A 13,381-nucleotide genomic window follows, 5' to 3' on the forward strand; every position below is an offset into this window, starting at 1 on the left:
TCATTTGACTTGCAAATGATAACGATTATTATTGCTCACAACTGGTCGCGAGACTGGTTGGATAAACTGAAAGCCCTTAGGTCGGACTCTCAGATTATCTCCTCATCAGGCTAATCACGGTTTTTGACCCGGCTTTTTGCCGGGTCTTTTTTTTGGGCTCTTCAGGCTAATGAAGGCGGGTGTTGCTTGAATGGCCGCGATGATAGCAAATGAATGTCGCAGGGTGAAGCAGGCAGACGCGCTTTGCCGAATTAGCACTTGAGAATCAATCTCGTTACTACTAAGCTATTGTCGCGTCATGGAGGACGCCCCCTCCCCTTATTCAGCAAGGAGCTTGTACTTGACCCGTCTATTGCTGCCCCTTGAGCATCACCCCCATTCCCAGAACCTCGCTGACGATACCTTGCTCGCGCAGCTTAAACAGTTGCCGCGCCGTGTTCAGCAGGTGTTCCTGCTCAGCCGCCTCGATCAACTGAGTTTTGCCGCCATCGCCGAGCGTCTGGGCCTGCCTGCGCTCACCGTCGAGCGCCACATGAACCAAGCCCTGCAATGCGTACGCCCCGAACGTGACGCGGTGGCCAGTGTGGCGGGCCAATGGTATGTACGCCTGCAAAGCCCGCAGGTTACCGCCAGCGAACGGATTGACTTTCGCCGTTGGCTCGACGTCTCCCCAGCGCATCGCGAAGCTTTTCATGCCACCGAACTGCGCTGGCGCACCCTTCTGGCTCCGGCCCGGCAGCTGGGCCATGACGCCTGGTACCGGCAACCCCGTACAGCGCTATCCATTGGCGGCTGCTCTGTGGCGATCGGCCTGGCCCTGGCGGCAGTGGCAGCGATCGGTTTCTGGTCCTGAGCCAGGCGTGTAGAGTGACGGTTACAACAACTCCACAGGAGCCTGGTGATGACCCTGACGCTATCCCCCCTGCACATCGATTGCGACTTTGATTCCGGCAACATCCTGATTAACGATGCCACTGACCCCAGCCGTACGCGCCTGGCAATTCGTCCTGACAGCCGCAGCGATCATTTTCAGTGGTTTCACTTCAAGGCCAGTGGCCTGACCCCAGGCCAAGTGCATACCTTCGTACTGGAAAACGCCGGTCAGTCTTCTTACAACCAAGCCTGGAAGGGCTATCAGGCGGTAGCGTCTTACGATCAGCAACAGTGGTTCCGGGTGCCCACCCAGTTTGACGGCAAGGCCCTGAGCTTTGACCTGAAGGCTGAACAGCCACAGGCTTGGTTTGCCTATTTCGAGCCCTACCCCCGCGCGCGCCACAATCAACTGATCGAGCGTGCTACTCGCCTGCCTGGCGTTGAATTGCTGGCTACCGGTCGCAGCGTTGAAGGGCGGGACATTCCGTTGCTGCGCGTCGGCGACGGAGCGCCTGGCAAGCGCAAGATCTGGATCATCGCCCAGCAGCACCCGGGCGAGCACATGGCCGAATGGTTCATGGAGGGCGTGATCGAGCGTCTGGAGCACAATGACCCGAGCGTGGCGGCGCTGCTGCATCAGGCTGACCTGTATTTGATCGCCAACATGAACCCGGACGGCGCCGTGCACGGCCACCTGCGCACCAACGCTGCAGGCCAGGACCTTAACCGTGCCTGGCAAAGCGCAAGCACCGACAAGAGCCCGGAAGTGTTTTTCGCCCAACTGCAAATGAAACAGCATGGCGTCGATATGTTCCTCGACGTGCATGGCGATGAGGAAATCCCTCATGTGTTTACCGCCGGCTGCGAAGGCAATCCGGGTTACACCCCACGCCTGGCCGACCTGGCAAAAACCTTCCGCGACAGCCTGTGCAAGCGCACTGTCGATTTCCAGCAAGCCCACGGCTACCCGCGTTCGGCGCCCGGCCAGGCCAACCTGACCCTGGGCGCCAACAGCGTCGGCCAGGCCTATGATTGCCTGTCGCTGACCCTGGAGATGCCATTCAAGGACCATGACGACGCGCCCAACCCACAAACCGGCTGGAATGGCTTGCGCTCAAAAGCATTGGCCAGCGCTGTGCTGGATGTCCTTGGGCAGATGGTCGACACCCTGCGCTGAGTAGTGCCGCCCCTGCCGGGCGGTCAAGCCTGACCGTGGGCCTTGTGCTTGAGCTTCTCGGTGTCGACCCGCACGAACACCGAGTCAGCGGTCACGGTCAGCACATCGCCGGCCCAGACTTCGCAGATCACCCGACTCTTGCGCCCTACTTCGCCTTCAACCCGGGCTTTGAGCAACAGCTCGACGCCCATGGGCGTGGGTTTGAGGTAGGTCAGGCTCAGTTGACCGGTTACGCAGTCGATACGTGGCAAGCTCCCCGGCTCACGCCCTTCGGCGCGGTAGTGATAGGCCATGGCTGCCCAGTTGCTGTGGCAATCGACCAGCATGGCCAGCAGGCCGCCATAGACCAGCCCCGGCCAACCGAGGAAGGTACTGTCGGGTGAGTGCCGGCAGACCAGGTGCACAGCATCCTCGTCCCAATAGCTTTTCACGTGCAAGCCACTGGCATGCGAGCAGCCGCAGCCGTAGCAGACGCCTTCGGGCGCGGCCAGTTCCTGTAGGGAAAGGAGGTGATCGTTCATAAGCTTCCTGGTTGTCTGTGTTAGAGGGAAAGCGCTGCCGATAGTACCGCTGTGTAACGCAAAAGCCCATGAACAGGTCATGGACTTTGTTCAGCGCACAGGGCCGGGCTAGGCGCCTTTACCTGAAGGCAACGGTTGCTTCGACAGGCCATGGCTTGCTGATTTTCGTCGGGTCAACGAGATCAGCAGGATCGCCAGGGTCACCCCAGCGGTCATCAGTGTTTCGTAGCGGTAGGCCGGGCTGATCAGCATGTAACCCAGCACCGTGACAATCAGGCCGATCACCAGCCAGGTCAGCCACGGAAACAGCCACATCTTGAACGCCAGCTCCGTGCCTTCGCGATCATTGATGGCGCGCATACGCAGCTGCGACACGGCGATCACCAGGTACACCAGCAAAGCAATGGCGCCGGTGGTCGAAAGCAAAAAGCCAAAGACCTTGCCAGGGAACACGTAGTTGACCAAGCAGCCGGCAAAACCGGCAAAGGTTGAGAGAATCACCGCCACTGTCGGCACACCGTTGCCGGAAATGCGCTTGGTCATCGGCAGAGCCTCCCCCCGTGAACCCAACGAATAGAGCATCCGCGACGCAGTGTACAGGCCCGAGTTCATGCAGCTGGTTACCGCTACCAGCACCACCAGATCGACCAGTAACTTGGCCCCCGGCACGTTCAGTACTTCCAGCACCCGCTGGAACGAACCTACACTTTTGAGCCCCGGATCGTTCCAGGCCACCAGCGAAACAATGAAGAAGATCGAGACGATATAGAAGATCGCAATGCGGTAGACCACCAGGTTAGTGGCCTTGCGAATCTTCTCTTTGGGATTGGACGTTTCGTCGGCGGCAATGGTGACGATCTCCGCGCCGAAGAACGAGAAGATGGTCACCAGCACACCACCGAGCACCGCACCAAAGCCATTGGGCATGAAGCCGCCGTTGGCCCACAAATGGCTGACCCCGGAGGTTTGCTGCGCCAAGGGCCAGACACCAAACACCGCCAGGCTGCACACCACAATGAAGGCGATGATCGCCACCACCTTGATCAAGGCAAACCAATACTCGAACTCACCGAAGTTCTTCACGCTGATCAGATTGGTGCACGACAGCACGAGCATGATCAGGAAGGCAAACAGCCAGGATGGCAGCGCCGGGAAATAGGCATGCAGGATATCGGCCCCGGCTATCGCTTCGACCGGAATGATCAGCACCCAAAACCACCAATACAACCAACCGATGGTAAAGCCGGCCCAAGGGCCAATGGCCTGGCTTGCGTAGGTCGAGAACGAGCCGCTATTGGGATTGGCGATGGCCATTTCGCCGAGCATGCGCATCACCAGCAGTACCAACAGGCCGGTCATTGCATAAGAGATGAGAATCGCCGGGCCGGCCGTGGCGATGGCGGTGGAAGAGCCGATGAACAATCCGGCACCGATGATCCCGGCAATGGAAATCATCGACACCTGACGGGATGTCAAACCGTGTTGTAGCGAACGCTGTTTCTTTTGTTGTAGCGATGCCATGTTCAACCCTCAACTGGGTATGCCGCTGCACAACAGGCGCAGCCGGCAGGGTTAGAGCAGTAATTGTGAGTAGCGGTGGTGACGGTTGTTGTTGTCGGCGGCCCGTCCCAAGCCGAAATAAGTGCCCTCCTGGACTCGGGTAACGGGCGGTTAAAAACGCTCGGTTAGTTACCCTGACAGTGGGTCAGTATCAATCCGCAGCGTCGACCTCACAAACGACCTTTTAGAAGCACATAATTCCATAAAGGAATGAAATACAATTTTCCGGCTGTTTAGATGACCCTAAAACAGGATAATTCTTCGCAACAACACTTGCAGAAGCCTGCTTCACATCCAGAATTACAGGAATGACAGCAATCGATTAATTCGTTTGTGCACAGCACAGTGCAACCGTTTATATAGCGGCATAACTTGCAGAGGCCGCGTGCACATGAGCCACGAACATATCAGTCAGTCCATTTCCGTAGTTCATCCCATCACACTGTCCCACGGTAAAAATGCCGAAGTGTGGGATACCCAGGGCAAACGCTATATTGATTTCGTTGGCGGTATTGGCGTGTTGAACCTGGGCCATTGCAATCCGCCGATTGTCGCCGCGATCCAACAACAAGCCACACGCCTTACGCACTACGCATTCAATGCCGCCGGGCATGAGCCCTACATCGACCTGATGAAGCGCCTGGCAGCCTTTGTACCGGTTTCCTACCCACTGAGCGGGATGCTCACCAACAGTGGTGCCGAGGCGGCAGAAAACGCCCTGAAGATTGCCCGTGGTGCCACCGGCAAAACCGCGATCATCGCCTTTGACGGCGGTTTTCATGGGCGCACCCTGGCTACCCTGAACCTCAATGGCAAGGTCGCACCGTACAAGCAGCGAGTAGGTGTATTGCCCGGGCCGGTCTATCACCTGCCCTACCCGAGTGTCGATACCGGCGTCAGCAGTGACCAGGCGGTGCAGGCCCTGGAGCGCCTGTTCAGCGTCGAAATCGACGTCAATGAAGTGGCGGCGGTGATCCTCGAACCGGTCCAGGGTGAAGCCGGCTTCCTGGCCATGGACCCGGCCTTTGCCCACGTGCTGCGCAGCGTTTGCGACGCCCACGGCATTCTGATCATTGCCGACGAAATCCAGTCCGGGTTTGGTCGCACCGGCCAGCGCTTCGCTTTCCCACGCCTGGGTATCGAACCGGATCTGCTGCTGCTGGCCAAAAGCATTGCTGGTGGCATGCCGTTGGGTGCGGTTCTGGGGCGCAAGGCGCTACTCGACAACTTGCCCAAAGGCGGTCTCGGCGGTACTTACTCAGGTAACCCAATGGCCTGTGCAGCGGCCCTGGCGACGCTCGATCAAATGAGCGATGCCAACCTTGCCAGCTGGGGTGAGCTGCAGGAAACGGCCATTGTCAGCCGCTACCAGCGCTGGCAGGCGCAACAACTTTCACCATACCTGGGGCGCCTCACCGGCACCGGCGCAATGCGCGGCATTGAACTGGTCGACGCCAACGGCGCACCGGCCTCGGCACAGCTGGCGCAACTGCTCCAATCGGCGAGAGAGGCCGGGTTGCTGCTGATGCCCAGTGGCAAGGCGCGGCACATCATCCGCCTGCTGGCTCCGCTGACCATCGAAGCTGCTGTACTCAACGAGGGCCTGGATATTCTTGAGGGGTGCCTGGCCCGGTTGCATTGACCTGACGCCAGCGAGGGCCAATCATTCAGCAAACGGGTGATGTTCCAGGAGACGCTCATGCTCGAAGGACTGGTCCTCGCGGTCTTGATTGGCCTGACAGCCACTGCCCTGGCCGACCTGTGGACGCTGTTTCAACAGCGAGTACTGGGTACACCCGGGCCGAACTGGGCCCTGGTCGGTCGCTGGGTCGGGCATATGCAAAGCGGGCGCTTCGTCCATACCAGCATCGCCAAGGCTCAGGCGCTACCGGGCGAGCGGGTGCTGGGTTGGTCCATGCACTACGCCATTGGCATTGTGTTTGCCGCGCTACTGCTGGCGCTCAATGGCGTGGAGTGGGTGCGTCAGCCGACCCTGTTACCCGCCCTGGCGCTGGGAATAGCCACGGTACTGGCGCCCTTCCTGATCATGCAACCCGGCATGGGCGCAGGCCTTGCCGCGTCGAAAACCCCAAATCCTCCCGCCGCACGTGCCCGCAGCTTGCTGGCGCATATCGTCTTCGGCATTGCCTTGTACCTGGCGGGTTTGCTGTGGTCGGCGGTGCTGGCCTGAGGCAATTAACGCAAAGACGTTACAGGCCAAGTTCCTGCGGGGTGAGCATGTCGCACTCGAAGGCAATCCAGCCGCCTTCCAGCTCCGCATGGCCATTGACGATCGGGCCGTAGTAACTCAGGCCGCTGTCCAGGGTCACGCAGATGTGCGTGGCCTTGTCCGGTGCGGCCAGAGCACCGACGAAATGGACTTTCTTCAGGGTTTCAGTGACGGCCTCGAGCCCGACCCGAATCGCGACGTTTTCCACCGCTTCGACGTCATCGTGCAGATCGTCGCTGACGGTCACGGTGGCTGTGTAGTTGTACATGCTTGAACTCCAACGACGGATAGATCGGCGTCTGCTGACGCACGGGGGCGCCTAGGGTAATGGACTGTCACGGAAAAATCCCGCTTACATCGACATCCGGCAGCGGCAAACACTGGTATTGTGCGCCCCCGCCAAGACTATTCAGGGAAAATCACATTGACCGCTGAACAACACTTGACCTCGGACCTGTTCGAAGTCGACAAGCGCCTGGGCCTCAAGCCTGTGGTGGATTTCAACGCCTACCTGGAAAAGGCCTTCGGTGACGGTCCCTGCCGTTGCAGTCGCTGTCTGGCCGGCGGCGGTGATGAATCGGGTTATGAGCACGCACATACCTTCGAGCTGCAAGGCCAGAAAGTACACCGACGCTTTGCCACGACCGCTGGCAGTGACGTTCTGATGGTGTTGAAAAAGGCCTGGCTGTCGTACACCAAAGCCGAATTACCACCCTTGGGCGCACTTGACCTCGACACCCTGCGCGCCTTTGTCGAGCCTCAACTGCACAAGCGCCTGCTGCCGTTGCTGCTGGCCAGTGGCTTGGTCCGCGACGTCGATGGCCAATTGATGCTGCAAGCCCAGGCTGGCGACTAAGTAGCGAACTATTGCGTGTTGTAGCCACTGCCGAGGCACGAGGCTGTGATCGACTGCAGCGCAGTCGCAATTCGGGCCCTGCGTTGGGTTGGGCCTGGCGGATCGCTGCGGCCAGGTTTCGCGGCCGTTTCACGCCCGATCGCGGCCTTGCGGCATCGGCTACAAAGAACGTCCCTGGGTCAACCACCCACCGCCAAGGCATATGGCCCTTCAGCCAACTGTTCGCGCAGGAACGTCACACAGCTACGCACCTTGGCCGAGCTGCTCGAACGTGCCGCCGTCACTGCCCAGACATCCGCAGGCTGGTGATACGCCGGCAGCACTCGCAGCAACGAACCGTCCTCCAGGTTACTGACCACATCCCAGTACGACGCCATGATGATGCCGTGCCCGTCCAGCGCCCATTGCCGGACGATATCGCTGTGGTTGGCGGCCATGGGCCCGGTGACCTTGACCGTCTCGGCACCGCCCGGGCCGACCAGGCGCCAGACCCCAAAGCGATCGTCGCGACTGCGAAACAATAAACAATCCTGCTGCGCCAACTCCGCTGGCACTCGCACCGGCCCACGCCGCGCCAGGTAGTCGGGGGCGGCCGCCAGCACCCGTTTGTTTTCAGCAATGCGATGGGCGATCAGGTGCTTTTCCTGCACCTCACCTACACGAATATCAATATCGAAATTCTCGCCAATCAGGTCCACCCGGCGGTCCATCAACTCCAGCCAGACGTCCAGGTTCGGATGGCGCTTGCGCAGCAACGACAGGATCGGCGCCACATGCTCACGACCCAAACGCAGGCTGGTGCTGATGCGCAAGGTGCCCCGTGGCTCGCTGTGCGCCGCGGACAGTGACTCGAGCATCGATTCCACATTCTCGAGGATCTTCTGCGCCCAGATGAACGCCGCCTCGCCATCGCTGGTGATGTTCACCCGCCGGGTGGTGCGATTGAACAACTTCACCCCCAGAAGCGTCTCCAACGTGGCGATGCGCTTGCTGACATGCGCCGGGGACAGGCCGATTTCGGTGGCGGCGGCAATGAAACTGGAACGCCGAGCTACTTCGCAGAACAACTGCAGGTCGCGCAGCAGGGGCTCATTATTCGCTAACAGAACATTCTGATTCTTCATTCAGGCCGATTATCTTCCCAGAGTTTTTTATTAGCCTCTCATAAAACCGCCGTCGCGGTCTGCCTTGCCCTACAAGAATAATGAGAGCGCCATGACTACCCTACGCATCGCCGTCGCCGGTGCCGGCCTGATCGGCCGTCGTCACATCGAACTGATCCAGGCCAGCACCGCATGCCAACTGTGCGCACTGGTCGACCCGGCTCCGGCCGCAGCGGCGCTTGCCGCAGCCGCCGGGGTGCCGCTGTATCCCTCGTTGCAGCAACTGTTCGCTGAGCAACGCCCGGATGGGGTCATTCTTGCCACCCCCAATGCACTGCATGTGGAAGGTGCATTGGCCTGCGTTGAGCAAGGCGTCGCCGCCCTGATCGAAAAACCAGTGGCCCATAGCCTGACAGAGGGCAAGCGCCTGCTGGCCATTGCCGAGCAATGCGGGGCCAAGCTTTTGGTCGGTCACCATCGGGCGCACAGCGCCATTCTCGACAAGGCCCGCGAGGTGATCGCCGAAGGTCTGCTCGGTAATCTGGTGGCGGTGATGGGCAGTGCGCTGTTTTACAAACCCGATGACTACTTCGATGCCGCGCCATGGCGCCGCCAGGCCGGTGGCGGGCCGGTGCTGATCAACATGGTCCACGAGATCGGCAACCTGCGTTCGCTGTGCGGTGAAATCGTTGCTGTGCAAGCCCAGGCTTCCAACGCCACCCGTGGCTTTGCCGTGGAAGACAGCGTGGCCATCAGCCTGCGCTTTGCCAGTGGCGCCCTCGGCACCTTCCTGCTCTCGGACAGCGCCGCCTGCGCCCGCAGCTGGGAACAGACAGCACGGGAGAACCTCGATTACCCAAGCTATGGCGACGAAGACTGCTACGTGATCGCCGGCACCCGCGGTTCACTGTCGATTCCAACCATGCGCCTGAAGTACTACGAACGTAGCGAGGAGCGCTCCTGGTGGAAGCCCTTCAACACTGCCGTCGCGCCGCTGGAACACGTCGACCCCTTGCAACGCCAGCTGGCGCATTTCTGTCAGGTAATCCGCGGCCAAGCCCAACCACGGGTCACGGTCCGTGATGGCCTGCGCAACCTGCAGATCGTTGAGGCCATCCGCGAGGCCGCCGACAGCGGCCAGATCGTCCTCACCGATTCGCTGTAATACCCGCCGTACCTCCATAACAACAACAAACGGAGACACCTCATGGCCAAGCACCCAGATGGGTTGCATGCGACACAGCAAACGAAAAAAGCCACGGCCAGTGGCTGGGTCGGTTCAGCCCTGGAGTACTACGACTTCTTTATCTACGCCCAAGCGGCGGCGCTGATCTTCCCGCAGATTTTCTTCCCCTCCAGCGATCCGAGCGTGGCGATCATCGCTTCACTGGCCACTTATGGCGTCGGTTACCTGGCGCGCCCGGTCGGCGCTTTCGTCCTCGGCCACTGGGGCGACACCCGTGGACGCAAGCACGTGCTGTTGCTGTGCATGCTACTCATGGGCCTGGCTACATTCGCCGTGGGCCTGCTGCCGACCTACAACCAGATCGGCTACTGGGCCCCGGCAATGCTGGTGGTGCTGCGCCTGATCCAGGGCTTTGCCGTCGCCGGGGAAATCGCCGGGGCAAGCTCGATGATCCTCGAACACGCACCGCCTGGACGCCGCGGCTTCTTTGCCAGTTTCACCCTGCAAGGGGTACAGGCCGGTCAGGTACTGGCGGCGGCGATCTTTCTGCCGCTGGCCTATTTCATGCCTGAGGAGGCCTTTAACAGCTGGGGCTGGCGGATTCCGTTCCTGCTCAGTGCGGCAGTGCTGCTCGCGGCATTCATCATCCGCCGCGAAGTCGAAGAGCCTCAGGCCTTTACCCGCAAAGTCAGCGGCCAGGTGCGCCAGCGCTCACCGATTCGCGACGCGTTCAAGTACAGCTGGCGCGGCATGGTGGTGGTATTAGGGGTGTCGTTGATGAACGTCATCCCCGTGGTAACCACTGTGTTCGGCGCGGCCTATGCCGTGCAACCGGCCTACGGCGTGGGCTTCGACAAAAGCGTGTACCTGTGGATTCCAGTCGTCGGCAACATCGTCGCGGTGCTGGTGATCCCGTTTGTCGGCAACCTTTCTGACCGCGTCGGTCGGCGGCCGCTGATCATCGGCAGCGCCCTGGGCTGTGGCTTGATGTCGTTCCTTTATCTGTACGCGATCAGCCTGCACAACCTGCCGCTGGCGTTTGCCGCCTCGCTGTTGATGTGGGGGATGATCTACCAGGGCTACAACGCCATTTTCCCCAGCTTCTTCCCCGAGCAGTTCCAGACCCATTACCGGGTTTCGGCCATGGCCATTGCCCAGAACATTGGCTACCTGTTCACCGCCCTACTCCCGGCACTGTTCACCGCCGTGGCGCCACCCGGCTCGGACAACGTGCCGCTGCTGATCGGCAGCATCACCTGCCTGGTCACCGCGATCTCGGCTGTCGCGGCCTGGAGCGCGCCAGAAACCTACCGCACACCCCTGGACCAGCTCGGCCGTGTTGATGCCGTCGCCCTGGACAAACCCTCCTATGACGCCCTGCGTGCCACCTCATTGAACGGAAACCTGCATCCATGAACACCCTACTCGTGCTCAACGGCCCCAACCTGAACATGCTCGGCCTGCGCCAACCAGAGGTCTATGGCCGGGAAACCCTGGCCGACGTCCACGGCCTGTGCCTACAGACCGCCGAGCGCCTGGCATTGACCCTGGAGTTCCAGCAGACCAATCACGAAGGACAGATGATCGACTGGATTCACCAGGCCCGCGGCCGCGTTGCCGGCATCGTCATCAACCCCGGTGCCTGGACCCATACCTCAGTGGCCATCCATGACGCGCTGATCGCCGCTGAAGTGCCGGTGATCGAAGTGCACATTTCCAACGTGCACCGCCGTGAAGCCTTCCGTCACCACTCCTATGTGTCGCTGGTGGCCAAGGCGGTGCTGGCAGGTTTTGGGACCCACGGCTATGTGCTGGCCATCGAACACTTCGCCCGCCAATTGCGCACACATCAAGGAGCCAACGCATGAAAACCCTGGCCAACCCAACCCATCGCTTGCGCCTGGGCTTTGTCGGTGGAGGCCTGGAGTCGACCATCGGCGCCACCCACCGTTACGCGGCCCATCTGGACGGTCATTTCGAACTGGTTGCCGGAGTGTTTGCCCGTGATGCCCAGCGCAACCTGGCCGCCGCACAAGCGTACGGTGTGGCGCCAGCGCGTGCCTATGCCGACTTCCAACAGATGGCCCGGGCCGAAGCTGAGCGCGAGGATGGCATTCAGGCGGTGGCGATTATGGCCCCCAATGCCGTGCATGTTGCGGCGAGCCTGGCCTTCCTCGAACAAGGCATCGATGTGATCTGCGACAAGCCCCTGGCCACCTGCCTGGACGACGCCAAGAAATTGCTTGAACGGGTGCGCCAAGGGCCAGCCCTGCAGTTGCTGACGCACAACTACAGCGGCTACCCGATGATCCGCGAAGCCCGCGAACTGATTGCCCAAGGCGCCATTGGCAACGTGCGCCTGGTGCAGGTCGAGCATGCCAGCGCCTTTGGCACCCATCCGCTGGAACAGCAAGGGGTCAAAGCCCTCAGCTGGCGCACCGATCCAAGCCAGGCCGGCAGCTCCGCGGTGCTGGCTGATGTCGGCGTGCATGCCCATCAGTTGTTGCGTTTTGTCACTGGCCAGGAGGTCAGCGAAGTCTCGGCAGAGCTCAGCACCTTGGTGCCGGGTCGGCAGTCGGACGACAACGCCCATGTAAAACTGCGCCTGAGTGGTGGCGCGCGCGGCATGCTCTGGGCCAGTTTCGTCGCCGCAGGCCATCGCCATGGTCTGCAGATCCGGGTGTTCGGCTCCAGCGGCTCGCTGTACTGGCATCAGGAAGAACCGGAGCGCCTGGAGCTACGTCATCAGGATCAACCCCATCAGGTGCTGCGCCGTGGCGAAGCCTGGCTCAGCGACGCGGCCAAGCACGCCACACGTATCAAGGCCGGTCAGCCTGAAGGTTTGCTCGAAGCCTTTGCCAACATCTACAGCGATGCTGCAGAACTGATCAGGGCCCGTCGCGAACAACGCCCCAGTTCACCCTTGGCGCGCTTGTGCCCGACAGCGGAAGATGGCGTGCGCGGCATGGCGTTTATCGACGCCTGCGTACGCTCCGACCAGGATCAAGGCTGCTGGACCCGCGTAGATTGAAGCGCAGCATTCCAGGCACCCGCAGCGCACCCGAGTGTGGAGCAAGGTAAAAGCCGGCAACTGACTGCCTCAGTCTTCCAGTGGTTTAGGCGATGGCAGCGGTTTGGCGGGTTTGGCAGGCTTTGCCGGCTTGGCCTGCTTCCCGTCTTTAGCCGGTGTGCTGGTGGCCTGCTTCTGCTCTGCCACGGTCGGCGCGACGATGGCTTTTTCTGCGGCGGGTAAAGCGTCGACAGCGTCGAAGATCATCTTCGGTTCGACGGTGCCGGTGTGTTCTATTTTTTGCTGTGTGCCATCTTTGCCCACCAGCACCACCAAGGTCGCAACCGTGTCTTTGGCGCTTAACTTGAACTCACGGATCAGGGCCATGGTGGTCTGCTGTTCGAGGTACTTGTCGTCACGTTTGCCAACCATACCCGCGACGCTATAGAGCACCAGGTTGCGATCATCAAATGCCTTCTTGGTGGCTGGGTCCTTGAGGGCTTCATTCAACCCGCGCAGGGTGGGGTCGGCGGTGCTAGGCGCGATGATGACTAGCGGACGGGCCTTGTACAGGTCCTGTTCCAGGGGCTTGTCGTCGGCGAGGACGGGACCAGCAACGGCCAATAGGATAGCAAGGGTCAGTGACCGTACGTGCATGCGCATCTCCTTCAGTTTCCATGCAACAAAGACTACAGATCGCGACGAAAGATCCGAGGGGTGAGCCTAAACTACAGGACGAAATCCGTGCACAGCTCAAAGGTAACTTGCGATTTCCATGTAAGGCCTTGAGCGTGTTCAGAATAGGCTGACATCTGACTCTGAGGATAGCTGATGGCTGTCAGCCACGCCTGCCACTCCCCCTGCC

General features: G+C 60.6%; 14 protein-coding genes. 9 read left to right on the forward strand and 5 right to left on the reverse strand.

What is annotated here, in order from left to right; genetic code table 11:
• The first annotated feature begins 340 nt into the window (after nucleotides 1-340).
• Nucleotides 341-853, forward strand: a complete 513-nt coding sequence (locus tag ACQRAX_RS01310) for a DUF4880 domain-containing protein (RefSeq protein ID WP_412037556.1) — start codon at nucleotides 341-343, stop codon at nucleotides 851-853.
• A 48-nt stretch (nucleotides 854-901) separates the two neighbouring features.
• Nucleotides 902-2,050 (forward strand): M14 family metallopeptidase, encoded by a 1,149-nt coding sequence (locus tag ACQRAX_RS01315; RefSeq protein WP_412037555.1) that lies wholly within the window; start codon nucleotides 902-904, stop codon nucleotides 2,048-2,050.
• Between the two features lie 23 nt (nucleotides 2,051-2,073).
• Here the strand turns inward: ACQRAX_RS01315 and ACQRAX_RS01320 are convergent, their stop codons facing one another.
• Together ACQRAX_RS01320 and ACQRAX_RS01325 are read right to left on the reverse strand one after the other, a co-directional pair.
• Nucleotides 2,074-2,571: a PaaI family thioesterase gene (locus tag ACQRAX_RS01320; protein WP_412037554.1), complete on the reverse strand. Its 498-nt coding sequence runs from the start codon at nucleotides 2,569-2,571 to the stop codon at nucleotides 2,074-2,076.
• Nucleotides 2,572-2,679: 108 nt separating this feature from the next.
• Nucleotides 2,680-4,092 carry an amino acid permease gene (locus ACQRAX_RS01325; RefSeq protein WP_412037553.1) on the reverse strand — a complete coding sequence of 471 codons (1,413 nt, stop codon included), beginning with the start codon at nucleotides 4,090-4,092 and terminating at the stop codon, nucleotides 2,680-2,682.
• A 430-nt stretch (nucleotides 4,093-4,522) separates the two neighbouring features.
• Here ACQRAX_RS01325 and ACQRAX_RS01330 point away from each other — a divergent pair, with 430 nt between their 5' ends.
• Both ACQRAX_RS01330 and ACQRAX_RS01335 read left to right on the forward strand, forming a co-directional pair.
• Nucleotides 4,523-5,773 carry a 2-aminoadipate transaminase gene (locus tag ACQRAX_RS01330; RefSeq protein WP_412037552.1) on the forward strand — a complete coding sequence of 417 codons (1,251 nt, stop codon included), beginning with the start codon at nucleotides 4,523-4,525 and terminating at the stop codon, nucleotides 5,771-5,773.
• Nucleotides 5,774-5,830: 57 nt separating this feature from the next.
• On the forward strand, nucleotides 5,831-6,322 hold the full coding sequence (locus ACQRAX_RS01335; RefSeq protein ID WP_412037551.1) for a DUF2938 domain-containing protein: 492 nt from the start codon (nucleotides 5,831-5,833) through the stop codon (nucleotides 6,320-6,322).
• A 19-nt stretch (nucleotides 6,323-6,341) separates the two neighbouring features.
• On the opposite strand, the gene ACQRAX_RS01340 is transcribed toward ACQRAX_RS01335, so the two are convergent.
• Nucleotides 6,342-6,629 (reverse strand): hypothetical protein, encoded by a 288-nt coding sequence (locus ACQRAX_RS01340; protein ID WP_412037550.1) that lies wholly within the window; start codon nucleotides 6,627-6,629, stop codon nucleotides 6,342-6,344.
• A 150-nt stretch (nucleotides 6,630-6,779) separates the two neighbouring features.
• Between ACQRAX_RS01340 and ACQRAX_RS01345 the strand changes: the two genes are divergently transcribed.
• The gene (locus ACQRAX_RS01345) at nucleotides 6,780-7,217 is read left to right on the forward strand and encodes a hypothetical protein (protein ID WP_412037822.1); all 438 of its coding nucleotides are present in this window, start codon (nucleotides 6,780-6,782) and stop codon (nucleotides 7,215-7,217) included.
• Nucleotides 7,218-7,396: 179 nt separating this feature from the next.
• On the opposite strand, the gene ACQRAX_RS01350 is transcribed toward ACQRAX_RS01345, so the two are convergent.
• Nucleotides 7,397-8,341: a LysR family transcriptional regulator gene (locus ACQRAX_RS01350; protein WP_412037549.1), complete on the reverse strand. Its 945-nt coding sequence runs from the start codon at nucleotides 8,339-8,341 to the stop codon at nucleotides 7,397-7,399.
• 91 nt (nucleotides 8,342-8,432) lie between these two features.
• On the opposite strand from ACQRAX_RS01350, the gene ACQRAX_RS01355 reads away from it, so the two are divergent.
• From ACQRAX_RS01355 to ACQRAX_RS01370, 4 genes are read left to right on the forward strand one after another with little or no spacing between them, the layout of a single operon-like run.
• Nucleotides 8,433-9,485 (forward strand): Gfo/Idh/MocA family protein, encoded by a 1,053-nt coding sequence (locus ACQRAX_RS01355; RefSeq protein ID WP_412037548.1) that lies wholly within the window; start codon nucleotides 8,433-8,435, stop codon nucleotides 9,483-9,485.
• Nucleotides 9,486-9,527: 42 nt separating this feature from the next.
• Nucleotides 9,528-10,922, forward strand: coding sequence for an MFS transporter (locus tag ACQRAX_RS01360; RefSeq protein WP_412037547.1), 1,395 nt, complete (start codon nucleotides 9,528-9,530; stop codon nucleotides 10,920-10,922).
• A complete protein-coding gene (aroQ, locus tag ACQRAX_RS01365; protein ID WP_412037546.1) occupies nucleotides 10,919-11,374 on the forward strand; it encodes a type II 3-dehydroquinate dehydratase in 456 nt (151 codons plus the stop codon). The genes ACQRAX_RS01360 and aroQ overlap by 4 nt, the downstream gene beginning before the upstream one ends.
• Nucleotides 11,371-12,537 carry a Gfo/Idh/MocA family protein gene (locus ACQRAX_RS01370; RefSeq protein WP_412037545.1) on the forward strand — a complete coding sequence of 389 codons (1,167 nt, stop codon included), beginning with the start codon at nucleotides 11,371-11,373 and terminating at the stop codon, nucleotides 12,535-12,537. The genes aroQ and ACQRAX_RS01370 overlap by 4 nt, the downstream gene beginning before the upstream one ends.
• A 69-nt stretch (nucleotides 12,538-12,606) precedes the next feature.
• On the opposite strand, the gene ACQRAX_RS01375 is transcribed toward ACQRAX_RS01370, so the two are convergent.
• Nucleotides 12,607-13,173: a DUF4174 domain-containing protein gene (locus ACQRAX_RS01375; protein ID WP_412037544.1), complete on the reverse strand. Its 567-nt coding sequence runs from the start codon at nucleotides 13,171-13,173 to the stop codon at nucleotides 12,607-12,609.
• Nucleotides 13,174-13,381 lie beyond the last annotated feature (208 nt).

The organism is Pseudomonas sp. UM16 (assembly GCF_050312595.1).
In the GTDB taxonomy this organism is placed as follows: Bacteria; Pseudomonadota; Gammaproteobacteria; order Pseudomonadales; family Pseudomonadaceae; genus Aquipseudomonas.

Bases quoted from the DNA above. Each gene is read 5' to 3' on its own strand.
- ACQRAX_RS01320 (WP_412037554.1), bottom strand. From the start codon at position 2,571: ATGAACGATCACCTCCTTTCCCTACAGGAACTGGCCGCGCCCGAAGGC.
- ACQRAX_RS01375 (WP_412037544.1), bottom strand. From the start codon at position 13,173: ATGCACGTACGGTCACTGACCCTTGCTATCCTATTGGCCGTTGCTGGT.
- ACQRAX_RS01335 (WP_412037551.1), top strand. From the start codon at position 5,831: ATGCTCGAAGGACTGGTCCTCGCGGTCTTGATTGGCCTGACAGCCACT.
- ACQRAX_RS01315 (WP_412037555.1), top strand. From the start codon at position 902: ATGACCCTGACGCTATCCCCCCTGCACATCGATTGCGACTTTGATTCC.
- ACQRAX_RS01340 (WP_412037550.1), bottom strand. From the start codon at position 6,629: ATGTACAACTACACAGCCACCGTGACCGTCAGCGACGATCTGCACGAT.
- ACQRAX_RS01355 (WP_412037548.1), top strand. From the start codon at position 8,433: ATGACTACCCTACGCATCGCCGTCGCCGGTGCCGGCCTGATCGGCCGT.
- ACQRAX_RS01370 (WP_412037545.1), top strand. From the start codon at position 11,371: ATGAAAACCCTGGCCAACCCAACCCATCGCTTGCGCCTGGGCTTTGTC.
- ACQRAX_RS01330 (WP_412037552.1), top strand. From the start codon at position 4,523: ATGAGCCACGAACATATCAGTCAGTCCATTTCCGTAGTTCATCCCATC.
- aroQ (WP_412037546.1), top strand. From the start codon at position 10,919: ATGAACACCCTACTCGTGCTCAACGGCCCCAACCTGAACATGCTCGGC.
- ACQRAX_RS01350 (WP_412037549.1), bottom strand. From the start codon at position 8,341: ATGAAGAATCAGAATGTTCTGTTAGCGAATAATGAGCCCCTGCTGCGC.
- ACQRAX_RS01325 (WP_412037553.1), bottom strand. From the start codon at position 4,092: ATGGCATCGCTACAACAAAAGAAACAGCGTTCGCTACAACACGGTTTG.
- ACQRAX_RS01360 (WP_412037547.1), top strand. From the start codon at position 9,528: ATGGCCAAGCACCCAGATGGGTTGCATGCGACACAGCAAACGAAAAAA.